The 24,770-nt window shown below is 71.7% G+C and carries 30 protein-coding genes and 1 pseudogene; 11 read left to right on the forward strand and 20 right to left on the reverse strand.

Annotated features, from left to right (window positions below; translation table 11 throughout):
* The 6 genes and pseudogenes from ACWF7A_RS01115 to ACWF7A_RS01140 form a co-directional block, all read right to left on the reverse strand.
* Nucleotides 1-1,119, reverse strand: coding sequence for a glycosyltransferase (locus ACWF7A_RS01115; RefSeq protein ID WP_452248347.1), 1,119 nt, complete (start codon nt 1,117-1,119; stop codon nt 1-3).
* Complete coding sequence (locus ACWF7A_RS01120) at nt 1,116-1,931, reverse strand: carotenoid biosynthesis protein (protein WP_452248897.1); 816 nt, start codon at nt 1,929-1,931, stop codon at nt 1,116-1,118. Before ACWF7A_RS01120 ends, ACWF7A_RS01115 begins: the two co-directional genes overlap by 4 nt.
* A gap of 61 nt (nt 1,932-1,992) precedes the next feature.
* Nucleotides 1,993-2,571 carry a TetR/AcrR family transcriptional regulator gene (locus ACWF7A_RS01125; RefSeq protein WP_452248348.1) on the reverse strand — a complete coding sequence of 193 codons (579 nt, stop codon included), beginning with the start codon at nt 2,569-2,571 and terminating at the stop codon, nt 1,993-1,995.
* A gap of 263 nt (nt 2,572-2,834) precedes the next feature.
* Nucleotides 2,835-3,671, reverse strand: coding sequence for an alpha/beta fold hydrolase (locus ACWF7A_RS01130; RefSeq protein ID WP_452248349.1), 837 nt, complete (start codon nt 3,669-3,671; stop codon nt 2,835-2,837).
* A gap of 72 nt (nt 3,672-3,743) precedes the next feature.
* On the reverse strand, nt 3,744-3,941 hold the full coding sequence (locus ACWF7A_RS01135; RefSeq protein ID WP_452248350.1) for a hypothetical protein: 198 nt from the start codon (nt 3,939-3,941) through the stop codon (nt 3,744-3,746).
* A 71-nt stretch (nt 3,942-4,012) separates the two neighbouring features.
* Nucleotides 4,013-4,363 (reverse strand): annotated as a pseudogene (locus tag ACWF7A_RS01140) (ATP-binding cassette domain-containing protein); the annotation flags it as partial.
* A 306-nt stretch (nt 4,364-4,669) separates the two neighbouring features.
* Here ACWF7A_RS01140 and ACWF7A_RS01145 point away from each other — a divergent pair.
* Nucleotides 4,670-5,131: a hypothetical protein gene (locus ACWF7A_RS01145; protein WP_452248351.1), complete on the forward strand. Its 462-nt coding sequence runs from the start codon at nt 4,670-4,672 to the stop codon at nt 5,129-5,131.
* A gap of 208 nt (nt 5,132-5,339) precedes the next feature.
* Here ACWF7A_RS01145 and ACWF7A_RS01150 read toward each other — a convergent pair whose 3' ends face one another.
* Together ACWF7A_RS01150 and ACWF7A_RS01155 are read right to left on the reverse strand one after the other, a co-directional pair.
* Nucleotides 5,340-6,236: an oxidoreductase gene (locus ACWF7A_RS01150; RefSeq protein ID WP_452248352.1), complete on the reverse strand. Its 897-nt coding sequence runs from the start codon at nt 6,234-6,236 to the stop codon at nt 5,340-5,342.
* A 10-nt stretch (nt 6,237-6,246) separates the two neighbouring features.
* Nucleotides 6,247-6,411: a hypothetical protein gene (locus ACWF7A_RS01155; RefSeq protein WP_452248353.1), complete on the reverse strand. Its 165-nt coding sequence runs from the start codon at nt 6,409-6,411 to the stop codon at nt 6,247-6,249.
* Between the two features lie 31 nt (nt 6,412-6,442).
* Between ACWF7A_RS01155 and ACWF7A_RS01160 the strand changes: the two genes are divergently transcribed.
* The gene (locus ACWF7A_RS01160; RefSeq protein WP_452248354.1) at nt 6,443-7,387 is read left to right on the forward strand and encodes an acyltransferase domain-containing protein; all 945 of its coding nucleotides are present in this window, start codon (nt 6,443-6,445) and stop codon (nt 7,385-7,387) included.
* 7 nt (nt 7,388-7,394) lie between these two features.
* Here the strand turns inward: ACWF7A_RS01160 and ACWF7A_RS01165 are convergent, their stop codons facing one another.
* The 3 genes from ACWF7A_RS01165 to ACWF7A_RS01175 form a co-directional block, all read right to left on the reverse strand.
* The gene (locus ACWF7A_RS01165; protein ID WP_452248355.1) at nt 7,395-8,417 is read right to left on the reverse strand and encodes a hypothetical protein; all 1,023 of its coding nucleotides are present in this window, start codon (nt 8,415-8,417) and stop codon (nt 7,395-7,397) included.
* Between the two features lie 56 nt (nt 8,418-8,473).
* Complete coding sequence (locus ACWF7A_RS01170; protein ID WP_452248356.1) at nt 8,474-8,719, reverse strand: DUF4342 domain-containing protein; 246 nt, start codon at nt 8,717-8,719, stop codon at nt 8,474-8,476.
* A 127-nt stretch (nt 8,720-8,846) separates the two neighbouring features.
* Nucleotides 8,847-9,725 (reverse strand): LysR substrate-binding domain-containing protein, encoded by an 879-nt coding sequence (locus ACWF7A_RS01175; protein ID WP_452248357.1) that lies wholly within the window; start codon nt 9,723-9,725, stop codon nt 8,847-8,849.
* A 78-nt stretch (nt 9,726-9,803) separates the two neighbouring features.
* On the opposite strand from ACWF7A_RS01175, the gene ACWF7A_RS01180 reads away from it, so the two are divergent.
* Genes ACWF7A_RS01180 through ACWF7A_RS01200 form a run of 5 tightly spaced genes read left to right on the forward strand, consistent with a single transcriptional unit; the run spans nt 9,804 to nt 13,385 of the window.
* Nucleotides 9,804-11,021 carry an acetyl-CoA C-acetyltransferase gene (locus ACWF7A_RS01180; protein WP_452248358.1) on the forward strand — a complete coding sequence of 406 codons (1,218 nt, stop codon included), beginning with the start codon at nt 9,804-9,806 and terminating at the stop codon, nt 11,019-11,021.
* Entirely contained in the window at nt 11,018-11,782 is a 765-nt protein-coding gene (pcaD, locus tag ACWF7A_RS01185) for a 3-oxoadipate enol-lactonase (protein WP_452248359.1), read from the forward strand. Before ACWF7A_RS01180 ends, pcaD begins: the two co-directional genes overlap by 4 nt.
* A complete protein-coding gene (locus ACWF7A_RS01190; protein ID WP_452248360.1) occupies nt 11,779-12,555 on the forward strand; it encodes a CoA transferase subunit A in 777 nt (258 codons plus the stop codon). The genes pcaD and ACWF7A_RS01190 overlap by 4 nt, the downstream gene beginning before the upstream one ends.
* Nucleotide 12,556: 1 nt before the next feature.
* A complete protein-coding gene (locus tag ACWF7A_RS01195) occupies nt 12,557-13,192 on the forward strand; it encodes a CoA transferase subunit B (RefSeq protein WP_452248361.1) in 636 nt (211 codons plus the stop codon).
* Between the two features lie 31 nt (nt 13,193-13,223).
* Entirely contained in the window at nt 13,224-13,385 is a 162-nt protein-coding gene (locus tag ACWF7A_RS01200; protein WP_452248362.1) for a hypothetical protein, read from the forward strand.
* On the opposite strand, the gene ACWF7A_RS01205 is transcribed toward ACWF7A_RS01200, so the two are convergent.
* Nucleotides 13,382-14,389 carry a hypothetical protein gene (locus ACWF7A_RS01205; RefSeq protein ID WP_452248363.1) on the reverse strand — a complete coding sequence of 336 codons (1,008 nt, stop codon included), beginning with the start codon at nt 14,387-14,389 and terminating at the stop codon, nt 13,382-13,384. The genes ACWF7A_RS01200 and ACWF7A_RS01205 overlap by 4 nt on opposite strands.
* Before the next feature lie 85 nt (nt 14,390-14,474).
* Here ACWF7A_RS01205 and ACWF7A_RS01210 point away from each other — a divergent pair, with 85 nt between their 5' ends.
* Nucleotides 14,475-15,893, forward strand: a complete 1,419-nt coding sequence (locus tag ACWF7A_RS01210) for an aldehyde dehydrogenase family protein (protein ID WP_452248364.1) — start codon at nt 14,475-14,477, stop codon at nt 15,891-15,893.
* 45 nt (nt 15,894-15,938) lie between these two features.
* Nucleotides 15,939-16,631 carry a hypothetical protein gene (locus ACWF7A_RS01215; protein WP_452248365.1) on the forward strand — a complete coding sequence of 231 codons (693 nt, stop codon included), beginning with the start codon at nt 15,939-15,941 and terminating at the stop codon, nt 16,629-16,631.
* Here ACWF7A_RS01215 and ACWF7A_RS01220 read toward each other — a convergent pair.
* The 4 genes from ACWF7A_RS01220 to ACWF7A_RS01235 all read right to left on the reverse strand — a co-directional run bounded on the left by ACWF7A_RS01220 (nt 16,615) and on the right by ACWF7A_RS01235 (nt 20,171).
* Nucleotides 16,615-17,565, reverse strand: coding sequence for a TIGR03564 family F420-dependent LLM class oxidoreductase (locus ACWF7A_RS01220; RefSeq protein WP_452248366.1), 951 nt, complete (start codon nt 17,563-17,565; stop codon nt 16,615-16,617). The two genes, ACWF7A_RS01215 and ACWF7A_RS01220, sit on opposite strands and share 17 nt — an antisense overlap.
* Before the next feature lie 47 nt (nt 17,566-17,612).
* A complete protein-coding gene (locus ACWF7A_RS01225) occupies nt 17,613-18,545 on the reverse strand; it encodes a LysR family transcriptional regulator (protein WP_452248367.1) in 933 nt (310 codons plus the stop codon).
* 37 nt (nt 18,546-18,582) lie between these two features.
* Nucleotides 18,583-19,494, reverse strand: coding sequence for a TauD/TfdA dioxygenase family protein (locus ACWF7A_RS01230; RefSeq protein WP_452248368.1), 912 nt, complete (start codon nt 19,492-19,494; stop codon nt 18,583-18,585).
* A 122-nt stretch (nt 19,495-19,616) separates the two neighbouring features.
* A complete protein-coding gene (locus ACWF7A_RS01235; RefSeq protein ID WP_452248369.1) occupies nt 19,617-20,171 on the reverse strand; it encodes a CGNR zinc finger domain-containing protein in 555 nt (184 codons plus the stop codon).
* Between the two features lie 54 nt (nt 20,172-20,225).
* On the opposite strand from ACWF7A_RS01235, the gene ACWF7A_RS01240 reads away from it, so the two are divergent.
* Both ACWF7A_RS01240 and ACWF7A_RS01245 read left to right on the forward strand, forming a co-directional pair.
* Nucleotides 20,226-21,182, forward strand: coding sequence for an EamA family transporter (locus ACWF7A_RS01240; RefSeq protein ID WP_452248370.1), 957 nt, complete (start codon nt 20,226-20,228; stop codon nt 21,180-21,182).
* A gap of 90 nt (nt 21,183-21,272) precedes the next feature.
* Nucleotides 21,273-22,061 carry a DUF1353 domain-containing protein gene (locus ACWF7A_RS01245; protein WP_452248371.1) on the forward strand — a complete coding sequence of 263 codons (789 nt, stop codon included), beginning with the start codon at nt 21,273-21,275 and terminating at the stop codon, nt 22,059-22,061.
* 4 nt (nt 22,062-22,065) lie between these two features.
* Here the strand turns inward: ACWF7A_RS01245 and ACWF7A_RS01250 are convergent, their stop codons facing one another.
* From ACWF7A_RS01250 to ACWF7A_RS01265, 4 genes are all read right to left on the reverse strand, one after another.
* Nucleotides 22,066-22,425, reverse strand: a complete 360-nt coding sequence (locus ACWF7A_RS01250; RefSeq protein ID WP_452248372.1) for a hypothetical protein — start codon at nt 22,423-22,425, stop codon at nt 22,066-22,068.
* The gene (locus ACWF7A_RS01255) at nt 22,422-22,748 is read right to left on the reverse strand and encodes a hypothetical protein (RefSeq protein ID WP_452248373.1); all 327 of its coding nucleotides are present in this window, start codon (nt 22,746-22,748) and stop codon (nt 22,422-22,424) included. Before ACWF7A_RS01255 ends, ACWF7A_RS01250 begins: the two co-directional genes overlap by 4 nt.
* A gap of 222 nt (nt 22,749-22,970) precedes the next feature.
* Nucleotides 22,971-23,525, reverse strand: a complete 555-nt coding sequence (locus ACWF7A_RS01260) for an RICIN domain-containing protein (RefSeq protein WP_452248374.1) — start codon at nt 23,523-23,525, stop codon at nt 22,971-22,973.
* 87 nt (nt 23,526-23,612) lie between these two features.
* Entirely contained in the window at nt 23,613-24,521 is a 909-nt protein-coding gene (locus ACWF7A_RS01265; protein ID WP_452248375.1) for a DUF4082 domain-containing protein, read from the reverse strand.
* Between the last annotated feature and the right edge of the window lie 249 nt (nt 24,522-24,770).

A 24,770-nucleotide genomic window follows, 5' to 3' on the forward strand; every position in this document is an offset into this window, starting at 1 on the left:
TCAGCTGCTTCCCCGCAACGATCGTCCCTTCCAGTGCAGACGGCCCTTCCACCGCGACCACCACGACCGCGCGATCAGGGTCACCAGGGCCACCACCGAGATCGGATGGGCCAGCGCGTCCGGCCACACCCGGCCACCCGTGCGCCGCGCTGCCACCGCACGACCGAGGACACCGGCGAGGTAACCGACGGCTCCTGCCCGCGAGCCCGCCAGTGCCGCCAGAGGTGGCAGCACGAACAGCCAGCCGAGCACGCCCGCCAACGCGACCGCCGGAACGGGACCGCCCGTCGCGGACCACAAGGACTTCTCGTAGCCGTCCCGCAGCTCCGCCCACCCGTCGTACATCCGGCAGGCCGCGACCGAGCTGCCGTCGGCCACGACACCGCGACCGCCGCCGCGCTTGATCGCCCGCATCAGCGCGAGGTCGTCGAGCACCGCCGTGGCCACCCCCTCGAAGCCTCCGCACCGATGGTAGGCGTCGGTGTCCACGACGAGGAACTGGCCGTTGGCCGCGGACAACGACGGTCGCGGCGAACGCTCGGCGAGGCGCAGCGGCAGGAAGGTGAGCCACGACCACTGCAGCAACGGCTGGACCAGGCGGGTTGCCGCGTCGTCCGCGAGCTGGCGGGGAAACGGCGACACGGCGTCGAGCCGGGTGTCGCGCAGCAGGGCGATCGCGGCGGCCACGGCATGAGGTTCGAGCACCACGTCGGCGTCGACGAACACGAGAACCCGGCCCCGAGCCAAGGAGGCCAGCTGTGCGCACGCGTGCGGCTTGCCGGGAAGGTCCGGTGGTGGCGGTTCTCCGGTGACGACGCGGAGCCGGACGTCCCCAGCGGCGACCGAGAGGACCTCGTCGGCGGTGCCGTCCGTCGACCCGTCGTCGAGGACGATGATCTCCAGGCCGGGCACTCCCCGCTGGTCGAGCAGGGACCGGATGGTCGGGGCGATGCGGTGCGCCTCGTCCCGTGCGGGGACCAGCACCGACACCGGTTCGCCGCACTCCGGCGGATCAGCCGGCGGGACTCTCATCAACCGCGCGTTGACCAGCACGTGCAGCATCGAGACGACGGAACCGACTGCGGCACCGCGCACGGCGGCCGTGACCCACGGCTTCACCGATGAGCCCGCCAGACCTCGACCGCGAACGGCACGGCGACGACTCCCATCAGCAGACCGCCGACGAGCGCGCCGGACGGGCGTCCGAAGAACGCGGCGTGCGCCCACACCGACGAGCCGAAGGTCCACAGGTAGAGCACCGGAGCGGGTCCCAGGCGCAGGTCCAGCTCACGCTCCGAACGTCCCACCAGCCGGTGCAGTGCGGCCACCATCAGCGTGGCGACGAGGATCCACCCGGCGAAGTTGGTCAGCGGCACGCCGGGAACGCCGGGCAACGCGGGCTCGGGATGCGCCCACACCCAGTGACCGGCGTCGACCATCTGCGGGTCCAGGAACACGTCCCAGCTCACCAGGGCCCACGCGCCGAACCCGACGACGAGCCAGGCCGGGCCGCCGTCGCGCCACCGCCGGGTGAGGGCGCGGCCGACGAGCAGCGCGGGCCAGCACATCATCACCCAGGCCAGGGGCACCACCAGCGGCACGGTCCACAGCGAGGGCCCCAGCGTGCCCGCGTAGTCGTACTGGCCGAACGGGAACCCCGTGTGGACGCCGACCGTCTCGGCGAGCAGCCCGCCTCCCCCGGCGACCACGACGAGCGCGCCCGCGGCCGCCCCGCCGAACCGGACCGCCGCGTCGCACACCGACGCCACCGCGAAGGCGGCCACGGACAGCAGCGTCGTCGGCAGCCGCGCGTCCGGGTCGGTCATCGAGTAGACGATCTGGGCGACCACGACGACGAGGCCGCAGGCCCAGGCGAAACCGGGTAAGACCTTGATCGGCCTGCGAACCGCTGACCGCGAAGCCGACGTCATGGGCACCGGATCACGCTAACCGGCGCCGGAGGCCGCTGCACGACAGCGCGAACGCCCCAGGTCAGGTCGCGGCGTTCGACCGGGTGTGCAGCAGGCCCGCGATGACGGACTCGACGAGCACGCGGTAGCTGCGGTCGACGTCGCGGGGCAGGCCGAACCCGCCCGCGCTCTCGAGGCTCGCGAAACCGTGCACCGCCGAGCGCAGCGCACGAGCCGCGTCGATCGCTTCGTCGTCGTGGAACCCGAGACCGGCGAGGATGTCGAGAAGGGCGCGCAACGACTCGTCGCTGACTCGTCGGTCCTCCTCGTCGTCGGGCGCAGGTGCGCGCAGGGACGCCACGTAGCGGCCGGGGTGGTCGAGGACCCAGCGGCGGTACGCGTCGGCGAACGCGTGGATCGCGGCCGCGCCCGCCTTGCCGACGGCCGCCCGGGCCGCCGTGCCGCCCAGTTCGCGCTTGGCCTGCAGGGCGATGCCCCGGCGCAGCGCGTCCAGGGACTCGACGTGCCGGTAGAGCGACGGGGGCCGCACGTCGAGCCGCTCGGCGAGCAGGCCCATGGTCAGCGCCGCGAAGCCGACCTCGTCGGCGAGCTCCGCGCCGGCCGCGATGACGGTGGCCGGAACGAGACCCGCCCTAGGCACGGTGGCCGCCGTTGCGGGAGGTCAGCATCAGGAACACCACTTCGCCGGGTACCGGGGGACGTGCGGGTTCGATCATCTCAGGCCTCCTGGCCGCCGCTCGCCAGTGGTGTGGCTCGGAACGTTGCCGGGGGAATTCGCGGTCAGACGGGTGCATCGTGGTGTCGGCCCCACGTCTTCGTGCTGGTTGTACGGGGGCGTGGGGGTGGTGCCGCGAGGTGCCCTGCTGAGCGTGGATCACCTCGCCGACGTTCCGAGTCACACCACTAGGCACGCGTCAGGGTCCTGGCCAGGAACGGCAGCGCGAGTGCGAGGACCTCGTCGGGGGTCTGCGTGTGCGGGTAGTGCCCGGCACCTTCGACGACCGCGAGCTCACCGCGTCCCGGAGGCAGGTCGGCGAGGACCCTCTCCCCCTCGGCACGCGGGTCGGCCCAGTCGGGGTCGGCGGTGCCGACGACGACCAGGACCGGGCAGGTGACGTCGGGCAGGTGCGCGCCGGCGTCGGCGGGGCTGGTCTTGCACATGGCCTGCAGGACCTTCATCCGGCCGGGCTCGGTCAGCTTCGACTCGATGCGCGCGAGCTCCGCGTCCCAGTCCGCGGGCTTCGTCGGCATCGCGATGTCGAGGTACTTCTTCCAGCTCGGCAGGCTTCCCCCGATCATCACCTTCGCGAGCTGGGTGTAGCCGGCGCGGAACCGGGCCACGCGCATCAGCCCGCCGATGTCGAACGACTGCGCGCGGGTGAACGGCGCGAGCTCGATGACGCCCGCGACCACGTCGGGCGCGGTGGCGGCCGCGATGGTCGCCGCGCCACCGCTGATCGACTGTCCGATGATCACGGCCGGGCCGCCGAGGTGGCGGATCACGGCCACCAGGTCCCCGGCGATGTCCGTGCGGCTGTAGCCGTCCCAGCCGGTGCTGGAGTCACCGCAGCCGCGGATGTCGACGTTCGCCACCCGGTAGCCCTGCGCCGCCAGCGCCGGGGCGAGGAAGCGGTACGAGTGGCGGCTGTCACCGATGCCGTGGGCCAGCACGACGAGGGGACCTTCGCCGGTCACGTCGTAGGCCAGGGTGTTCCCGGCGATCGTCAGGTACTCCGTCATGCCGTCCTCCGAAGCAAAGCTAATCCGATTAGCTAAAAGCTAACCGGATTAGCCAAGCCTGTCAACGCCGCCTCACTGCCCGCGGACGCGACCCCACGGCTTGAAGACCGAGAGCACCATCGCGAAGCTCAGCAGCACCAGGGCGCTGATGGCGAGGAACGCGACGAACCACATGTCCTGCAACGGTTGTTCACCCGAGGACAGCTCGCGGATCGGGCCGAGGAACGCCAGCAGCAACGCGCACGCCACGACGTTGAGGACCAGCTTCACGGCGACCCACCGGTAGTGGAAGAGTCCCCACTTCGTCGCCAGGCCGAGCAGGACGCGGTGACCAGGCAGACCACCTCCGCGAGTCCCACGACCTCCAGCACCTCGCCGACCCGCCTGGCGGAAATGCCGTGCGTGGCGCCGAGGGCGAGCAGGTGGTCACGGGCGGAGCGGACGGGGTGGACCGCACAGGCTTCGAGCAGCACCCCGATCTCCCGCAGCGGGGCGCGGTAGGGCTTGCCGTTGACCCTCGTGAGGCCCGACGTCGGCGAGGCGAGACCGACGAGCATCCGCGTGGTCGTGGTCTTGCCCGCGCCGTTCGGACCGAGGAACCCGGTGACGGTGCCCGGTGCGATGCTGAAGGAGAGCGCTTCCACCGCAACCTTCGGACCGTGCCGCTTGGTGAGGTCCACGACCTCGATCATCGCTCTCTCCCGAAGTGGATCGCCTGTGTCCCCCACAGATTCGCCACTCAGGCCCCGAGGATCGTCCTACTCGCGCAGGCTTCTGCATTCCCCGGCCGCGGTATAGGCACGAAGATCACGTTTGGAACGCGTGAAACCGTTGCACACTGGTAAATCGGCGATTTGCCAGAACGCATTTCGCGGACTGCCAAGGGAATCCCGTCGTGCCCCGGCGAGCGGCGCGCTCAGAGCAACATCACGGGCATTCGCACCAAGATCGCCGCGACCGCCCCTCGAACCGTTCTGCCGGCCCTACTGTCCTCGTGCATGAGACTGGTACCGCTGCAGTGGGCCTCACTCGTCGTGATCGCCCTCGATACCATCGTCATCCTCTCCGGACTCGTCACCGGCAGCGCGCTGTTGCCCAGATCGGCGAACCTCGTGCTGACGGTGATCTCCGTGGCCCTGATGTTCGCGGTGCTGGCGCTGATGAGGGGCGGGTTCAACTTCGAGAAACCGACACTGCCGGCGTGGTCGATCGCGGTGGCGGTGATCGCGTTCTTCGGTGGCGTCTTCCTCTTCGCCTACCCGCTGGTGACCAACAGCACCGCGGGCGACTTCGAGGAGCGGGACGGCAAGTACCAGGAGACGAGGAACGGCGTCGTCCGCGAGCTCACGCGGGAGCAGTACGACTCGGTGGTGGCCGTCAACCAGCGCGGGTGGGCCGGCCTCTCCCTCGCGTTCGGTGGTCTCACGCTCGCCTACGCCGGGATCCGCCACCGCAGGTGACGGGCACCCGGATCAGGGTGCGACCAGTCGCCGCACCGCTTCGACGACCACGCGACGACATCCGGCGTGCGAGAGCCTGGCCTCCGAGAGGTCCGGCTCCGGCGTTCCGCATCGGGGTATTCGGCCAGAACGGCTCTCGCGCGGCACGTCGTGGGACGACACGCTCACCGAGGTTCAAGTCCAAAGTGGACTCCGTGACCGCGCGGGATCAGGGCTGGGCGGCCAGAGGGAAGCTCACCCCGGTCAGCCGCTCCGACGCCTCCCACAACCGCCGCGCCATCACCGGGTCGCTGGCCGCCGCCGACCGGCCGACCAGCGCCGGGTGGCCGTGCAGCTCGAACCGCCCGTCCGGACCGACGTAGCTGGCGCCCGGCAGGTCCTGGGTCGCCGCGTACAACGACGGCAGCGCGCCCTGCAGTTCGGTCTGCGCGAGATAGCGCCCTGCCACGTGCACGAGCTTGACCAGATGCTTGTTGCGTCCCTTGGTCCCCAGGTTCGACGCCGTGTAGCCGGGGTGCGACGACAGCGCCCGCACCGGCGACCCGGCCTCGCGGCAGCGCCGCTCCAGTTCGAGGGTGAACAACAGGTTCGCGAGCTTCGACCGGCCGTAGGCCTTCACCGCGGTGTAGCCGGAACGGGCGAAGTCGAGGTCGTCGAGATCGAGCACACCCGCCTTGTGCGCGCCGGACGCGACCGTCACCACGCGGTCGGTGATCGACGGCAGCAGCAGGTTGGTCAGCGCGAAATGGCCGAGGTGGTTGGTGCCGAACTGCAGCTCGAACCCGTCCGCCGTGTGGCCGTGCGGGGTCATCGCCACCCCGGCGTTGTTGACGAGGACGTCGATCCCGCCCTGCCAGGCCTCGGCGAACGCGCGCACCGACGCCAGGTTCGCCAGGTCCAGCTCGCGGACCTCGGTCTGGCCGGGCATGGCGGCCGCGGCCCGCTCACCGGCGGCGACGTCGCGCACCGCGAGCACCGTGCGCGCCCCGGCGGCGGCGAAGGCGGTCGCCGTTCCCCGGCCCACCCCGCTCGCCGCACCGGTGACCACGACGGTACGACCGGTCAGGTCAGGAAGGTCGTCGGCGCCCCACCGGTGCTCAGTCATGATCGCCAGCTTAGGCGCCCGTGTCCGCGGCGCACGTCGCAGCCGCTGGACGACCGCCGATCGTCGTCCACGGCGAGTCCACCGGCACGGTCTGCCACCGCGCGGCCGACCGGCGGTTCCCGCGTCCGTCCACAGTGGATGGAGTGGTCGAGAACCGGCCGATCGCCCTGGTCACTTCCGGCACCTGCCGCTGTAGGGTCGTGTGCGTGGACCTGGAGGACACCGCGGCCCGGCTCGGAGTTCCCGCCGAGGAGATCGAACGCGTGCACCGGCTCGCCGGTGCCCTGCCGTCCGCTCCCCTGCCCGCCAGGACGGACGCACCAGCGCTGCTCGACCGGCTCGCGGTGCCGCCGGACGACGCCGCCGAGATCATGGCGGGCTGGCCCGACGCCGGTTCCGCGCTGTGGACTCCGGAGCTGCGGTGGTTGCTGGACCGCTCGATCGCCCTGGTGGCCGCGGACCTCGGTGGCTTCGAGTGGCTCTCGCCCGGTCCCGAGCTGCCACGCGAACGGGGTCCCGCCTGGCGGCATCTCTACGTGTACGCGTACCTGGCGTTGGTCGGGGTGGTCACGAGGTACCACGGTGAGCACGGCATCTCCGAGGCCGTGTCGCGGGCGACCCTCGCGGACCTGGGCCGCAACCTCGCGGTCGACCGGCGGATGCGCGGGGAGGGCTGGCCGGTCATGCAGAGCTGGCTGACGTTGCACGCGCGGGGAGGTGTCTACGAGCTCGGCCGCCTGCAGCACCAGCGCGGTGAGGGCACCATCGCCCTGCACGTCGCCGACGCGGGGCCGCTGGCACCGGCGGCCGTCGACGTGTCGCTCGACGAGGCCCGCGCGTTCTTCCCGCGGCACTTCCCCGGCGAGCGGTACACGGCGTTCTCCTGCGGCTCGTGGCTGCTCGACCCGCAACTGCTGGAGCACCTGCCCGCGGACTCCAACATCGCCCGGTTCCAGCAGCGGTTCGAGCTCGAGCCCCACGTGGAGCAGGACGTGCCCGACGGCGACGTGGAGGTGCTGCGGTTCGTCTTCCGCACCCTCACCACGCCGCTCGACCGGCTGCCGCGGCGCACGGCGCTGCAGCGCGCGGTCGTCGACCACCTGCGAGCGGGCCGCCACTGGCACTGGCGCACCGGTCGCTTCCCGCTCTGAGCACCGCTCAGGCCATGTCCTCCAGGGCGATCCGCGACCAGCCGCCGTCCACCAGCACGTGCAGGTCGGCGCCGCGGCCGACCACCTGCGCCGACCGCGGCAGCGGCTGCCCGTCCGGCCCGACGAGCCGGTACTCGCCGGTCACGTGGACCCGGTCGTCGCCCAGCTCCCCCACGACCAGCCGGTCGCGATCGGGCCCGTAGCCGCCGAACAGCGCGACACGGGAACCGTCGGCGGCGATCGCCTTGGCTCCCTGGACGTCGTTGTGCCAACCGGTGACGGTGCCGTTGTGGATCCGCACCAGCGGGAAGTCGGTGTAGTAGCAGGCCCACGTCGTCTCGTCGTCGGCGACGTTGAGCGCGTAGCAGTCGCTGATCGCGTCCCACGTCCCGTCGAGGCCCGGGAAGTTCCAGTCCGGGGAGAACGCGGTGGAGAACCGCGTCAGCCCGGACTCCCCCAGCGGAGACGGGCTGCCGGCCTCGCCCCAGCCGTAGTTGCCGTAGACGCCCTCGTCGAAGTACCCCACCCAGACCTCACCGCGGCGGGTCGCCTGGACGTGCTCGATGCCGTCGCCGAAGGTGTGCTCGCCCAGGACCACGCCCTCGTGGTCGAACACGATCGCGTTGCGGTCCGGCCCCTTCGGCCGCCACCGGCAACGCGCGCCCACGACCAGGACCCGGCCCTCGGGCAACGACTGCACGGAGGGGAAAGCCACCGGCAGGCCGGAGAGGTGGGTGGTGACGACGCTGTCCGCGATGTGCACCGTCACCCGCGCCGCAACCGGCCGAGCCGCCTGGGGATCGGGGAACGTGGCCCCACCCCGCTGCGTCGTCACCGACGTCAGCGACTCCACGTCCGCGGGCGACGCCCACAACGCCACGACGTCGTCCGCCGGGCCCACTGACGCCGACACCAGCACGTCGCCGGGCAGCGGCGGCAGGAGCCGCGCGTGCTGCCGGGTCTCGACGGCCGGCAGTGCCAGCACCTCGGCACGCCGTGCCTCGTTCCGCTGCTCCCAGTCCTCGTTCACCGGCGCATTCGATCACGGCGGCGGCGCCGGGCGCCGCCGCATTTCCCCCGTACCGCTTACCCGCGGTCCTCCAGCTTGATCTCGTACCTGCCCGCCAGCGCGACGCCGGCACCGATCGTGGTGACCACCGGAGCGGCCAGCGCCGCGACCACCCCGAGAGCCATCGGCACCTCCAGCACCACCTCGTCCTTGCTGTCACGCACGACCACGTGACGGCGGAAGCCCTCGCTGACCAGTCCGCGAACGGCGTCGACCACCGAATCGGTGGCAGTGCGGGTGGACTCGGGCCCGGATTCGCTCATGTCTCTCCTCGATCTGCGGATTTCCCTGACGAGATCCAGATTGCCCGCGATCGCACCCGGTTCCATCAGGGTTCTCCCCTGACCTCCGCCTGATTCGCCCCCTGGGGCGGTCAGGGACGCGGACGGCTCACCGCACCCGCGCCAGCAGCCCGAGTGCCCTGGCCAGAACCGCCGACTCGTCGTCCGCGCGCACCGCGGCCATGAGGTCGACGCCCTGCTCTCCCGCCAGCGGCCGGTAGACCGTGCCCGGCACACCCAGCTCCGCCACCGGTTGCGGCACCACGGCCACGCCGAGTCCGGATGCGACGAACGTGACGAGCGTGGAGGTCTCCTCGACCTCGTGACGGATGCGGGGCTCGAACCCGGCCGAGCGGCACAGGTCCGTGACGATGCCGTGCATGACGGAACGGCCTCGTGCGGCGTGCACGATCAGGTCTTCGTCGCGCAGGTCGCCGATCTTCAACCGGCGTCGTCGTGCCAGCCGGTGGTCCTCGGGCAGGGCCACGATGAACCGGTCGTGGCGCACCGTCCGCACCTGCACCGCCGGGTGCTCGACCGGTGGGCGCAACAACGCGAGGTCGATGCGGCGGGCGAGCAGCGACTCCAGCTGGTCCGGTGCCAGCATCTCGCCGCGGAACACGAAGTCGACGGCCGGCAGTTCGTCGCGCAGGGCCCGCGCGAACGCGGGCAGCAGGCTGTAGGTGGCCGAGCCGACGCAGCCGACGACCAGGCGGCCCTGCAGTCCGTCGGCCACGCGCCTCGCCTCGGCACCGGCGTCGTCCACGGCGGCCAGCACGGCTCGCGCGCGGTCGAGGTAGGCCGCTCCGGCGTCGGTGAGCTCGACCTTGCGGGTCGTGCGGCGCAGCAACATCACGCCGAGCTCCGCCTCCAGCTGCTGGATCTGCTGCGACAGGGGCGGTTGTGCCATGTGCAGGCGTTCGGCGGCGCGGCCGAAGTGCCGTTCCTCGGCGACCGCGACGAAGTAGCGCAGATGACGGAGCTCCACCGATTGATACTCGCAGAGTCTCATTGACCGCGAAATGTGTATTTCTGCATATGACCGATCGGCCCTAGGGTCGAGGACATGACCGACGTCGTGATCTGCGAGCCCCTCCGGACACCGGTCGGGCGGTTCGGCGGGGCCCTCTCCTCGCTGAGCGCCGCCGACCTCGCCACCGCCGTGCTCACGGAGCTGGTGCGCCGCACGGGGTTGCGGGAGGGCGATGTCGACGACGTCGTGCTCGGCCAGAGCTACCCGAACGGCGAGTCACCGGCGATCGGCCGGGTCGCGGCGCTCGACGCGGGCCTCGGCACCGGGGTTCCCGGTCTCCAGATCGACCGGCGCTGCGGCTCCGGGCTGCAGGCCGTGCTCTACGCGGCGGGGCAGGTCGCGACCGGCGCGGCGAGCGTCGTCGTCGCCGGTGGCGCGGAGTCGATGTCGCAGGTCGAGCACTACGCACTCGGGCTGCGCACGGGAGTCCGCAGCGGTGGCGTGCAGCTGCTCGACCGCCTCGACCGGGCCAGGGAGACGGCGGGCGGCCGGTTCCACCCGGTGCCCGGCGGCATGCTGGAGACGGCCGAGAACCTGCGCCGCGAGTACGGCATCTCCCGCGCCGACCAGGACGAGCTGGCGGTGCGGTCCCAGCAGCGCTGGGGCGCCGCCGACCAGGCAGGACGGTTCGCCGACGAGCTCGTGCCGGTCACCGTGCCCGGACGGCGCGGCAAGCCCGACGTCGTCGTCGGCCGCGACGAGCACCCTCGCCCGGACACGACCCTCGACGACCTGGCCGCGCTGCGGCCGGTGAGGTTGAAGCTCGACGCCGAGTCCACGGTCACGGCGGGCAACGCCAGCGGCCAGAACGACGGCGCGGCGCTGTGCGTCGTCACCACCCGGGACGAGGCCGCGAAACGAGGGCTGCGGCCCGTGCTCGCGCTCAGGTCGTGGGCGGTCACCGGTGTCGGGCCGGAGGTGATGGGCATCGGGCCCGTGTCCGCCTCGGCGGCCGCGCTGGCCCGCGCCGGGCTCACCCTCGACGACATGGACGTGATCGAGCTCAACGAGGCGTTCGCGGCCCAGGTCCTCGCCTGCCTGAGCGAGTGGAAGCTCGACCCCGCCGACGAACGGCTCAACCCCAACGGTTCGGGCATCTCGCTCGGGCACCCGGTGGGCGCGACCGGCGCCCGGATCCTCACGACGCTCGCGCACGAGATGCGCCGCCGCGACAGCCGGTACGGCCTGGAGACGATGTGCATCGGCGGCGGGCAGGGTCTCGCCGCGGTGTTCGAGGCGGTGCGCCGATGAGCGTCGCCGAGGTCCACCACGTCGTCGGCGGCAGGCCGGACGGGCCGGTCGTCGTGCTGTCCAACTCGCTCGGCTCGACGCTGGAGATGTGGGACGCCACCGTCCCCGCGCTCGAGGAGCACTTCCGCGTCGTCCGCTACGACACCCGCGGCCACGGCCGTTCCCCCGTCCTGCCCGGCCCGGCCACCCTTGACGCCCTCGCCGACGACCTCGTCGCGCTGCTCGACCGCCTGGGAGTGGAGAAGGCCCACCTGGTCGGTCTGTCGCTCGGTGGCATGACGGCGTTGCGCGTCGCCGCCCGCGACCCCGGCCGCGTCGACCGGCTCGCCGTGCTGTGCACGAGCGCGCACCTCGGACCGGCATCGAACTGGACGGGCCGCGCGGCCCTCGTCCGTGCGCGAGGGACGGTCGCGGTCGCCGAAGCAGTGGTCCAGCGCTGGTTCACCCCGGCCTACCGCGATCGAGAACGCTGGGAGGCCATGGTGGCCGCGACTCCCGCGGAGGGCTACGCGGCCTGCTGCGAGGCCATCGCGGCCATGGACCAGCGCGCCGACCTGCACCGGATCACCGCGCCCACCCTCGCGATCGCGGGTGCCGACGACCCGGCCACCCCGCCGCCGCACCTCGAGCACATCGCCACGTCCGTCCGCGACGGCCGGCTCCTCGTCGTGCCCGGCGCCGCCCACCTCGCCAACGCCGAACGGCCGGACGTCGTCACGCCGGCGCTCGTCGACCACCTCACGAAGGAGAGCCACTCATGAGCCTCGACAAGGTGGTCGGCGGAGCGGCCGAGGCCGTGGCGGGCATCCGTCCGGGCGCGAGCGTCGCGGTCGGCGGGTTCGGGCTCGCGGGCATCCCGTGGTTCCTCATCGAGGCGTTGCTGGAACAGGGCGCGGACGACCTGACGATCGTGTCCAACAACTGCGGTGTCGACGGCGCGGGCCTCGGCCTGCTGCTCGAAGCCCGCCGCATCAGCAGGGTCGTCGCGTCGTACGTCGGCGAGAACAAGGAGTTCGCCCGGCAGTACCTGGCGGGTGAGCTGACGGTCGAGCTCACTCCACAAGGGACGCTCGCGGAACGGCTGCGGGCCGGCGGGTCGGGCGTGGGCGCCTTCTACACCCCCACCGGCGTCGGCACGCTCGTCTCCGAGGGCGGCCTCCCGTGGCGGTACAACGCGGACGGCACCGTCGCCCTCGCGTCCCCGCCCAAGGAGGTGCGCACCTTCCACGGCAAGGAGATGGTGCTGGAGGAGTCGATCGTCACCGACGTCGCCCTCATCCGCGCCGCGATCGCCGACCGGGCGGGCAACTGCGTCTTCCACGCCGCCGCCCGCAACTTCAACCCGGCCGCCGCGATGTCCGGCCGGTACACCGTCGTCGAGGCGGAACGGGTCGTCGACGTCGGCGAGATCCACCCCGACCACGTGCACCTGCCCGGTGTGTTCGTGCAGAGCGTCGTCGCTCTCACCCCCGACCAGGCCGCCCGCAAGGACATCGAGAAGCGCACCACCCGCGCCCGCCAGGAGGCGAACTGACATGGCCTGGACCCGCGACGAGATGGCCGCCCGCGCCGCGCTCGAGCTGCGCGACGGCGAGTACGTCAACCTCGGCATCGGCCTGCCCACGCTGATCCCCGACCACCTGCCCGCGGACTCCACGGTCACGCTGCACGCGGAGAACGGCATCCTCGGCGTCGGCCCGTTCCCCTACGACGACGAGGTCGACCCCGACCTGATCAACGCGGGCAAGCAGACCGTCAGCGTCCTGCCGGGGGCGTCGTTCTTCGACTCCCCCACCAGCTTCGCCATGATCCGCGGCGGGCACATCGACACGGCGGTCCTCGGCGGCATGCAGGTCTCCGCGCGCGGAGACCTCGCGAACTGGATGGTGCCCGGCGCGATGGTCAAGGGCATGGGCGGCGCGATGGACCTCGTCAGCGGTGCCCGGCGCGTGATCGTCCTGATGGAGCACAACGCCCGCAACGGCGACGCCAAGCTCGTCGACACCTGCACGTTGCCGCTCACCGGCCGCGGGGTCGTCTCCCGCGTGATCACCGACCTCGCCGTGCTCGACGTCGAGGACGGCGGTTTCCGGCTGGTCGAGCTCGCGCCCGGCAGCACCGTCGAGGACGTCACGGCCAGGACGGGAGCACCGGTCCTGGCCGCGCGCTGACGGTCAGATCGCCGGGACGAGCACCCTCCACATGGGATACGCGGTGATGCTGACGAACGGTGACGTCGTCTGCGGGCACACGGTGAACACGCTGGAGTACACAATGGAGGGTCACCTGCGGCTGTGCGGGGAACGGGAGCGCTTCGGCCCGCACGCCGCCGCGGGAGTCTTCTACGTCGACGAGGTCGGCTAGCGGGCCGGACCGAGGGGCACGCGCACCCGCACGTCCTGGAGCCCGGCGAGAGGCCAGGCGACGACGAGGTCGAGCACGTCGGCCTGCGGGCGGGTGAGCGTGAACTCCCGGTGGCAGGAGAAGGACTGGTCGCCTCCGGAGGAGGCGCCCTCACCCGACCGGAGCCAGAAGGCCTCGTGTCCCCGGATGACCGCCAGGGAGGGACCGGGTCCCGCCGCCCGGATCTGGGCGGGGTCGTCCCAGACGGGCGGTTCCCGCCTCGACGGGGAGAAGGCGCGGACGTTGATCACGTCCGCCCGCTCGCCCCTGGCGACGCTGAACAACTCCATGGACAGCACCGAGTCCGTGACGCTCAGCCGCGTGAGCACGACGGCCACACGGTCGTCGAGGCGGTGCAGCACCCGCGGTGGCGCGACGCTCGTCGCCGCTTCGAGAGCGAGAGAGTGCCGGCCGGGGTCGGCGTGGTGGGTGAGGTCGTCCGGCACGGTCCCGACGTCCAGCGGTGCCTGCCAGATCGAGGTGGTGGCCTGCTCGACGGTGGCGCGGCCGGGCAGCGGCAGGGTGACGACGGTCTCCGGGAAGCCGATCTCCGGCCAGGCGAGCACGAGGGACATCTCGTCGAAGGTCGCCGGGAACCGGAACGCGGCGCGGGAGGAGGGACCGTCCTCGCCGAGGAAGTAGTCACCACCGCTGGCCGAGCCGGACACGGCGAACTCCCAGTGCGCACGGCCGTCCGGGCCGACGCGGCCGACCCTCAGGTCCTCGCCCTCGTCCCAGGCCGGCAGCAACCGGCGGGGCGCGACGGGCGGCGGGGCGAGCCCTTCACGGATGTCCCGCTGCCGTTCGGTCGCGCTGCGGCGGTCCAGCGGACGGCGGGCCAGGAGCTCGATCTCCAGGCCCGAGGGCCGGGACACCGCGCGCACCACACCGACGGTCAGCTCCGGCCGGCGCACGAGCAGGCCGCCCGGATGCGCCACCGCCCCCAGGAACTCGGTCGTGTCCACCTCCTCACTCTCCCACGCTCGTCCAGGCGAACCTCGACCGAAGAAACGAAAAGGATCTGTTTCGCATTGCGGTAGGGTGAGGACCATGCCCACGACGACAGCTGACATCCCCGCGGCCGTGTCCGGTGCGCGCCAGGTGTTCGACGCCGGCGCCACCCGTCCCGTGGCCGCCCGTGCCGCCGGCCTGCGGGCGTTGCGCGCGATGCTCACGGAGAACGAGGCGGCGTTCGAGGCGGCACTGTGGAGCGACCTGCGCAAGAGCGCGGGCGAGGCGCAGCTGACCGAGATCGGCGTGGTGCTGGCGGAGATCGCCCACACGCTGCGCCACCTGCGGCGGTGGTCGCGGCCGAGGCGCGCGCCGGTGCCGATGGCGTTGTGGCCGGCACGTGCCCGCCTGGTGCCCGAACCGCTCGGCGTGGTGCTGGTGATCGCGCCCTGGAACTACCCGATGCAGCTGCTCCTCGACCCGCTGGTGGGTGTGCTGGCCGCGGGGAACACCGCCGTGCTCAAGCCGAGCGAGCTCGCGCCCGCGACGTCCGCGCTGATCGCGAGGCTCGTGCCCGCCTACTTCCCCGACGGCACGGTGCGCGTGGTCGAGGGTGGTGTCCCGGAGACCACCGAGCTGCTGGCCCAGCGGTTCGACCACATCGTGTTCACCGGCGGCGGCGCGGTCGGCCGGGTCGTGATGAGGGCCGCGGCCGAGCACCTCACGCCGGTGACGCTGGAGCTCGGCGGCAAGTCCCCCGCCTGGTTCGACGACGACGCCCACCTGGAGCAGGCCGCACGGCGCCTGGTGTGGGCGAAGTTCACCAACGCGGGCCAGACGTGCGTCGCCCCCGACTACGTGATGACCACCCCGGACCGCGTTCCCGCCCTCGTGCAGGCGCTCGGGAAGGCGATCGCGGACCTGTGGGGCGCCGACCCGCGGGCGAGCGCGGACTACGGCCGCATCGTGAACGAGCGGCAGTTCGACCGGCTCGTGTCGCTGCTGGACGGCACGAACGTGGTGGTCGGCGGTGAGCACGACCGGGCGGAGCGGTACCTGGCGCCCACGGTCGTGACGCTGAGCGGCGACCGGTCGTCCGTCGGCCCGGACGCGTCGCATCCGGTGCTGCGGGAGGAGATCTTCGGCCCGGTCCTGCCCGTCGTCGCGGTCGACTCGGCGGAGCAGGCAGTGGACGTGGTCAACGCCTGGGACAAGCCTCTCGCGCTGTACGTGTTCACATCGAGCTCCCGCACCCGCAGGCTTTTCGAGCAGCGGACGTCGTCCGGCGCCGTGGTCCACGACGCGGGGCTGATCCACGTCGCGGCGAGCGGGCTGCCGTTCGGCGGTGTCGGCGCCAGCGGGATCGGCGCCTACCACGGCCCGTTCTCGTGGAGTGCCTTCTCCCACCTCAAGCCCGTGCTGCGCAAGCCGCTCGCGCTCGACACGCTGCGCCTGGCCCAGCCCCCGTTCGGCGGGCTGGGGACGCGGCTCGCGCAACGCCTGACGCGACGCGGTTAGCGGAACTCGGCAGACCGGACTTCGCTGGTCTGCTTGGATTGCGCGGTGTTCTGGAACTGGCTCGAACGGGTGTCGTGGGTCGCGGGGATCGTCAGCGTCCTGATCGCGCTGATCACGTCGCTGATGGCGGCCCGCTCGGCCAAGCTCGCGACCCGCGAGCTCACGATGCTCGTCGCGGCGGCGCTGGAGAAGCCGGAACTGCTCGAGAAGCTCGAACTGGAGACACGCGCGCGGGCCGAGGCCGTGCGGCGCCGGGTGCGTGCCGTGGTGGTCTCGGTGTCGACGACGGTCCTCTCCTTGGGCGCCATCGCTCTCGCCGCCTTCATGATCTCCACCCTGCCGGACCACGTGAGCACCGAGGTCGTGGGCGGGGACGCTCCCCGGACCGTGCGGGAGTGCGCCAGCACCCCGGACACCGTCGTCTGCGCCCCGGTGCACGTCTACGAGCTGGCAGCCGGGACGAAGGTCGAGACGCGGTTCGGGGGCGTCGACCGATCGCCGCCGGGAAAGGGCCGGGGCGGGCTGTCGGTCGAGCTGCCCGGCTGCGAGTCCGAGGTGCGGTGGCACGTCACCGTCGACGGCCGGAAGGTCGCCGAGGCCGTGTCGCGCGACGTCCTGGTGAACGTCGAGTTCCCCATGACGAGCGACGGCGAGTACACCTTCGTCGCGCAGCAGGCGGGCGGCGGCTGCGCCACGACGGAGATGCGCGTCCGCACCGGGTTCACGTTCGAGAGCTGACCTGCCTCGCGAGCGCGCCGGCCAGCCGGCGCGTCCTGCTCTGGGTGGCCGCGTCGAGGTCGTGGTGGGCGGTCAGGACGATCTCCGTGGCACCGGCGTCGGCGTAGGCCCGCAGCCCGGCGGCGACGGTGTCCTCGTCACCGACCAGCGCGAGGTCTCCTGGGTTCTCCGTGCCGTTGAGCGCGAGGACGCGCCGGTAGGACTCGAACCGGGTGTAGAAGGCGAGGCCGTCGGCCATCGTGCGACGGGCGTCCGGGTCCGTCGTGACCGCCGCCGGCACGAGCGCGACGATCCGGGGAGCGGGCCGTCCCGCCGCGGCGGCCGTGATGGCGGGGACGATGTGCTCCTCGAGCACCCGCGGACCGGCCAGGTACGGAACGGTGCCGTCGGCGAGCTCTCCGGCGACGCGCAGTGCCTTCGGGGCCATGGCCGCGACGAGCAAGGGGGTGTTCGAGGCTCCGGGCACGTGGGTCGGCAGCATCGACCGCGCGGTCAGGAGCTCGCCCTCGTGCTCGACGGGCTCGCCCCGCAGCAGCGGCCCCAGCACGGTGAGGAACTCGCGCAGGCGGGCCACCGGCCGTTCCCAGGGCAGCCCGAACGCCTTCTCCACGATCGGGGGCGCGCCCAGTGCAACGGCGATGTGGAACCGGCCTCCGAGGGCCGCCTGCGTGGTCTGGGCCTGGCTCGCGACCAGCAGCGGGTGCCGGGCGAAGATCGGGACCGCCGACACACCCACCTCGATGCCGGGGACCCGTGACCCGACGAGCCCGGCCAGTCCGATCGCGTCGTAGTCCAGCCGCTGTCCCGTCCACACCGAGGCGACGCCGTGGGCGGCGGCCTCGGCGGCCTCCTCCACGACGGCCTCGACCAGGTTGTCCCCCGCCGTGCCGGCCAGGGTGACGCCGTACCGCACGGCTCGCGAAGTGATCGACATGCCCCCATGTCACCCGCTGCCGGGCGCGCGCGTGTCCGTGATGCCCGTCAACCCCGCTTCTGATGCTTGCGGGGCATCAGCCGGGCCAGGCGCTGTCCGGTGCCGGGGCAGTGCGCCCTCGTGACGTCCAGGAAGGCGCCCAGCGGTGGTGAGATGTCGTTGGTGCGGAAGGACATAGTGAGATCGGGCAGGCGCAGCGGCGGGTCGACCTCCACCATGACGGTCTCCGCCCGCGCCAGCCGCCGCACGCTCGACGGCACCAGCCCGACGCCCATGCCGCAGGCCGCCAGGCCGATGACGGTGTGCACGTCGCGGGCGTGCGTGACGCCGCTCGCGGACTCGATCACCGGCGCCAGCGCGCGCGTCGCGGCCGGTTCGTCGGCGGCGGGCGCGGCGATCAGCGGCTGACCGCGCAGCTGGCCGGGCGTGATCGCCGGCTGGCCCGCGAAGGGATGCCCTCGATGGCACACGGCGATGAGGTGGTCGGCGGCGACCGGCACCGCGGTCAGGTGTTCGGCGCCCTCCCCCGCCGGTGCGCCCCGGCTGACGGCGAGGTCGATGTCACCCGCGAGCAGAGCGGCGCCGCTCTGGGCGGTCGACAGCTCACGGCACTCCAGGACCACGCCGGGGTGCGCCGACCGGAACCGCGCCAGCAACGACGGCAGCAGCTCGATCAGCGCCTCCCCGACGAAGCCCAGCCGCAGCGAGCCCGCCTGCCCGCGAGCCGCCCGCCGTGCCTCGGTCGCCCCGGCCTCGACCTGCTCCAGGACCCGCCGGGCGTGCCCGACGTAGACCGCGCCCGCCGCCGTCGCCACGACCCCGCGCGCGGTCCGTTCGAACAGCCGGGTGCCCAGCTCCTGCTCGACCGCCCCGACCTGCCGCGACAGGGAGGGCTGGGTCATGCCGAGCGCCTGGGCCGCACGGCGGAAGTTGCCGTGCTCGGCCACCGACACCACGTACCGGAGTTGCCTCAGTTCCACACCGGACAGCCAACCACCCTCCGATGCCCGGCGGGCATCAGAGCGCGGAGAAGTGCGCGGCGTCGCCGACGATCGTCGTGCTGGCCACGCCCTCGACGCTGACCGGTACGTCACCGGCGATCGTGATCCGGTGCAGCCGGCGCCGCAGGTCGTCGTAGTCGGCGACGCCGTAGTGCTGCGTCGCCCTGTTGTCCCACACCGCCACGTCGCCGTCGGACCACTGCCACCGCACGGTGTTCTCCAGCCGCGTCACCCGGTTCTGCAGCAGGTCGAAGATCGCCTTCGACTCCGCCGGGCTCACCCCGACGATCCGCTTCACGAAGTGCCCCAGCAACAACGCGCGTTCGCCGGTCTCGGGGTGCACGCGCACGAGCGGGTGTTCGGTCTCGTACCGCTGCGACACGAACTCCTCGCGGTAGGCCTCCTCCTTCACGTCCACTCCCCCGATGCGCGTGGAGTCGATGTAGCCCGCGTAGTCGTAGACGTTGGTGTGCACCGCCCACAGCCGGTCCACGAGCGCCTTCAACGCCTCGGGCAGCTCGGTGTACGCCCGTGCCGTGTTCGCCCACACCGTGCTGCCGCCGTAGGGAGGGAGCTCGATCGCACGCAGGATGCTGATCGCGGGCACGCGGTCGACGAACGTGACGTCGGTGTGCCAGCTGTTCGCCTTGCCGTGCTCGGAGTCGATCGCCAGGACGTTCGCGTGCTCCTCGCCCTTCACCGTGGGGTGTGCGAGCGTCGGTTCGCCCAGCAACCGGGCGAACGCGAGCTGTCCCGCGTCGTCGAGGTGCTCCTGGCCGGAGAAGAACACCACCTTGTTCGCCAGCAAGGCCGCCCGGACCTCGGCCACGACCTCCTCGGGCAGGTCGCCGCCGAGCCGGACGCCGTCGATCCGCGCGCCGATGCCCGCACCCAGCTTGCGGACGGTGACGGAGAGCTGTGCGGTCATCGCGCACTTCCTTTCGCAGAAAGCGTTTCCGCTCTCCACGATGCTGATGCCCCGGTGGCGCGGACAAGTTTGCGCGCGACGAAATTAAGTCTTCTCAACTGCTGGAAGGGATTGCGGACCCGTCACTTGCCGTCCGCGCGGCGCTCGCGGAACGCGATCATGTTCATCCGGTTGCCGCACCGCACCGTGCAGAACCGCTTCAACCCGTTGCGGGACAGGTCGAGCAGGAGTCCTTCGCAGTCGTCGGCCGCGCAGACCCGCAGCCGGTCCGTCTCGTTCATCCGGATCACGTCGATGAGGGCGAGCGCCGCCTCGACGCGCATCCGTTCGGCCAGCGGCGAGGTGGGCTCGGTGGCGTGCATGTGCCAGTCGAGGTCGTCGTGGCGGACGAGGTGCGGCAGGGCCTTCGCGTCGCGCAGCATCTTGTTCACGGCCTCGACGGCGTCGTCGCGGCCGAGCGACCACACGCGCCGCAGCAGCGCCCGCGTGCGGTGGACGTCCCGCAGCTCGGCCTCGTCGCCGTCGATGCGCCCGGTGTAGTGGTACCGGCCGAGCAGGCTCGCGAGCTGCCCGACGGTGGCCAGCTCGTCGTCACCGCCGCGCGACGCCGACGGGTCCGTGTTGCACAGCGCCACGACGAACGCCAGCGACTCCTCCGTGTCAGGGGCAAAACGCAAATTGACTCCTTACCGAGACCGGCCTAGCGTCAGGGGCGTCAGCCAGGTTAGGCCATGACGCAGTCCGGAACCGGGAGGCACGCGACCATGTCGAAGTCCACGGGCTTGATCGCCGCGACGATCTCGTTCATCTCGTTCGGCACCTCGGGCGCGTTCGTCAAACCGCTGCTCGAGGCAGGCTGGTCCCCCGCGGCGGCCGTCACGGCCAGAGCCCTCACCGCGGGCCTCGTGCTGCTCCCGTTCGTCGTCGTCCTGATGCGCGGCCGCTGGACGCTGCTGCGGCAGGCCCGCTGGCCGGTGCTGGGCATGGGCCTCGTCGGCGTCGCGGTCACCCAGGTCCTCTACTTCGCGGCCATCGCGCGGATCCCGGTGGCGACGGCGCTGCTCATCGAGTTCCTGGCGCCGCTCCTGCTCGTCGGCTTCACCTGGGCGGTCAGCAGGAAGACACCCGCGCCCGTGGTCCTGGTCGGCTCGGTGCTGGCGGTGGGCGGTCTCGTCCTGGTGATCGGCCCCGGCGCCATCCAGGCCGTGGACCCCATCGGCCTGGCGGCGGCCTTCGGTGCCGCCATCGGCTGCTCCGTGTACTTCGTGATCGCCGCCCGCCCCAACAACGGCCTGCCGCCGGTCGCGCTGGCGGGCGCGGGCCTGCTGCTCGCCGCCCCCGTGCTGGCCCTGGTCGGCGCCACCGGCCTGCTGCCGTTCACCGCGACGTTCGGCGACGTGCCGCTGTTCGGCACGCCCACGGCGTGGTGGGTGCCGCTGCTCGTGGTCGCGGTGATCGGCACGGCCCTGGCGTACGCGAGCGGCATCACGGCCTCGGGCATCCTCGGCTCGCGGGTCGCGTCGTTCATCGCGCTGCTGGAGGTCGTGTCGGCCTCACTGTTCGCGTGGCTGCTGCTTGGAGAGGGGCTCTCGCCGTTGCAGCTGCTGGGCGGACTGCTGATCGTCGGCGGCATCGCGTCGGTGCGGGCGGAGAAGCAGAAGGTGGAACCGGTCGTCGCGCTCGCGTAGCACTCGGAGTAACGCGGGCGGGGCCGGTCGCGACTACGGACTACCCCGTGCCGCCGCACGGTGGGGCTGAACCCGAAAGGGGACTTCACCATGCCCTTCTTCAGCAGCAGGCAGTGCACCGAGCCCGCCCAGGTCGTCCTGAAGGCCGTCGGCGACAAGACGTTCCAGATCACGTCGGCGTTCTGGTACCGGATCCCCGCCGGCTTCACGAAGAAGTACCTCCCCGACAGCCCGTTGATCGAGGTGCGCGCCCACCAGGGCAAGGCGACGACCGACCTCGCCTCGGTGCCCTCGTTCCTGTGGGGAGTGCTCGCCAGCTACGGCCCGCACCTGATGCCGGCCCTGCTGCACGACCAGCGCTGCGAGGACGTCCGGCTCGCGAAGGAGGCCGGCGAGGGCGACCTGTTCCTGCTGCGGGGCAAGGCGGACTACGAGTTCCGCAAGGCACTCGCCGAGTCCGGCGTCGGTCGCGTGCGGCGGCGGGTGTTCTGGGCGGGCGTGGCGTTCGGGAAGTACCTCGCCTACGGCCGGCTCCGGGGTCTTCTGCTGCTCGCGCCGCACGTCGGCATCGGCATCGCCGCGCAGGTCGGGCTCGTGCTCTCGCTGGCCGGACACGGCTGGCTGGGCCTGGAGCGACGCGACTTCGCCCTCGTGCTGGCGCTCTCCCTGCTCGCCTCGGCCGCGTGGTGGCGGGACTGGAGCCTTCCCTTCACCGCGATCCTCATCGGGCCGCTCCTGGTCTCGCTCATCGTCGTCACCTACGTCGTGACGTCGATCATCTTCATCACGGACGGGGCCGAGAAGGCTCCCGCGACGATCCGGCGGATCTGGAAGGCGTTGGCACGCAGGGACAAGACCAGGGCGGCGGTCACGAGCTAGGAGATCAGCCGTCACCGCCACCACCGCCACAGCCGCCGGAGTCGCCGTCACCGCCGCCGGTGTCGTTCGACGCGATGGTGGAGGCGACGATCAGCAGCAGGACCACCGTGAACACGCTGATCGTGACGACGATCAGGGCGTCGTCCTTGTCCTCGGCGGTGACCATGGCCGGTACGGACAGCAACACCGTCGCCCACATCACCGCGCGGCACACCGACGCCCAACGGCGCACGGGCGGGCGACGTTCGAGGTTCGGCAGATGCGCCCACCGAGCACGAAGTGCGAACAGCTTCACGATCGCCACGCACTGCAGAGGCGCCCCCAGGGCGAAGGCCGCGGTGAACGCCGCCGAAGAAGCAGTCATGGACCCGCTCCTTCGGACTCGCCGGCCGCCCTGCCGGCGACCTGCGTGAAGACGAACATCAGCACGAGACAGCCGGCCAACGCCACTATCGCCGTGGACACCGCGCCGATGATCGGCAACGGCGAAATCAACACCGCCGCCGCACCGAAAGAGATGTTGCCGACCCTTGCCCAGACCACGGCCGGCCGCTCCCAGTACCAGCCCTCGCGCTCGCCGGTCGCCCTGCGGAAGCGGTGGAGTTTGACGCTGGCGGCAATCATCAAGGCCCAGCACGCGGCGATGAGAAAAGCGACGAAGAACTCAGCGAACAAGACCCCGGACATCGTTCTCTTCCCCTCCTGAATCCCTGATCGACTATGCCACAGAGCACGTCACGATCAGTTCATCCGAAAGAGTTACCCAACGATAGGGGCGCCAAATAGAAGCCGGTGGTGACGTTCCTGAGAAATACCGAAGAAAGAATTTCCGGCGACGGGGAATGTCGGCAGCCGACGTGCCCTCCCCGCGTCCCCGGCACGCACCGGGGACGCGGGGAGGAAGTCATGTCATGGCCAGATCTGCCACCACTGGTCGTTGTAGCCGAGGATGCAGTTGTAGCTCACCGCGTTCGCGCCGTTCTGCCCCTGGTCGGACGGAACGGCGAGGCAGCGGCCGCTCTTGTAGTTGCGCAGCCGGTGGTGCACGTTGTCCGGCATGAGCTCCGGGAGCCACCACTGGTCGTAGTAGCCGTCGACGCAGTCGTACTGCACGACTTTCGCGCCGTTGTTGGGGTTCGCCGCCGCCAGGCACCGGTCGGTGCGCTGGTTGCGGAGCCGGTAGTACCCCGGTGCCTCCGCGATCGGCTCGAAGCGCCAGTACTGGTCGGTGTACGAGGTGTAGCAGTCGTAGTGGATCAGCGGCTTGCCGTTGCGGTTGTCCGCCGAGTTCACCGCCAGGCACTTGCGGTGGTAGTTGTTGATCAGATTCTGGTAGGTGCCCGGGGTGATGCCCTGTGCCGCCGGTTGCTGTCGCTCCACCGCGACAGCCGCCGCCGGTGTCAGGAACAGCGCCGCCGCCGCGGTCATCGCGAGCGCCAGCACCTTCCGCAACCCGATGCTCATCCGTCCTCCAAGACGCGAGGCTGTGTGACGCGCCCAGCCTCGCGGCCGGTGAGGGAGCAGTTCGTTGGCAGCGCTTGAGTTCGCTGGTCAGGAGTGGAACTCCGGGCTGACCCAGTAGTGGCTGTCGTTCCAGGTCTGGGTCGGGAACCCGCCGTCGTAGCTGTAGACCCCGGCGTGCGCGGGAAGGACGAACGGCGACTGGATCACCGTCGCCGGGAACGTGTTCTCGCTCGTCCGGTACTTCCCGCGCCACGACGTGAACGACGCGACGTACTCCTCCCCCGGCACCACCGGCACGGGCGTGGCGAACGGCTCCGCGTACGGCGTGGACACCTGCCGGTCGGCCAGCAACGTCCCGTCACCGCGCCACAGACGGACCCTGCTGGCCTCGTTGGAGTTCCACGAGGTGATGACCCTGGTGATGGTGCCCGGCCGGTCCACGCGGAACCGCAGCCCCAGTTCCAGGACCACTCCCTCGGCCTCGTCCTTGATCGGGTTGTACGTGTAGAAGCCGCACTGGTAGCAGCCGGCCGGAGTCGGTCCGGGCACGCCGACGTACAGCGTGCGCGGTGCGGAGACCTGGCCGTACGCGGTGTCGGTGTTGACGCGGCCGACGATCGTGTAGACGCCGGCCTCCTGCGGCGTGAACACGTACTCCCACAACGCCTGCGAGATCCCGGTCTCCCCGCCGAGCGGGATGGTGCCCGTGCGGTACCCGTTGCTCCAGGTGGCTCCGCCGTCCACCGACACCTGGTACTCCTGCAGCGCGTCCGGCCCCGTCTGCTCGTAGCCGCCACCCGAGATCAGCACGGACTCGCCGACCTCGACGTGACCGTTGGTGGAGGGCGTGTAGAGGTGTGACTGCGGGAGCGGGACCGCCGCGTGGGCCGTGCCGGAGAACACCAGCAGGGCCGCCGCGGCGACGGCCAGAACCTTGCGCCGCACCGGTCTGACGCGGGCCGGTGGGGGTGGAACGATCACGACCTGCCAGGACATGCGTTTCTCCTCGCGATTCGCGTGCGCGGGGACGGTTCCCTGAGCTGGATCGCGCGAAGTGATCGGCCCGCTACACGGCGCGGCGACCGGCGCAGCGGCGGCGTGCGGACGGACCAGAAGGTGGCAGCACCGCCCCCAGCGGCGCCGCCACCTTCTCCCCCTGTCGTGGATCCCCTCGTCCACGACGCAGAGACTGCCAGGGTGAACCTGAAAGGACGCTGAACGAACCTGAACCGGATTTCAGGACGG

The sequence above is a fragment of the Lentzea sp. NPDC055074 genome (assembly GCF_053608005.1).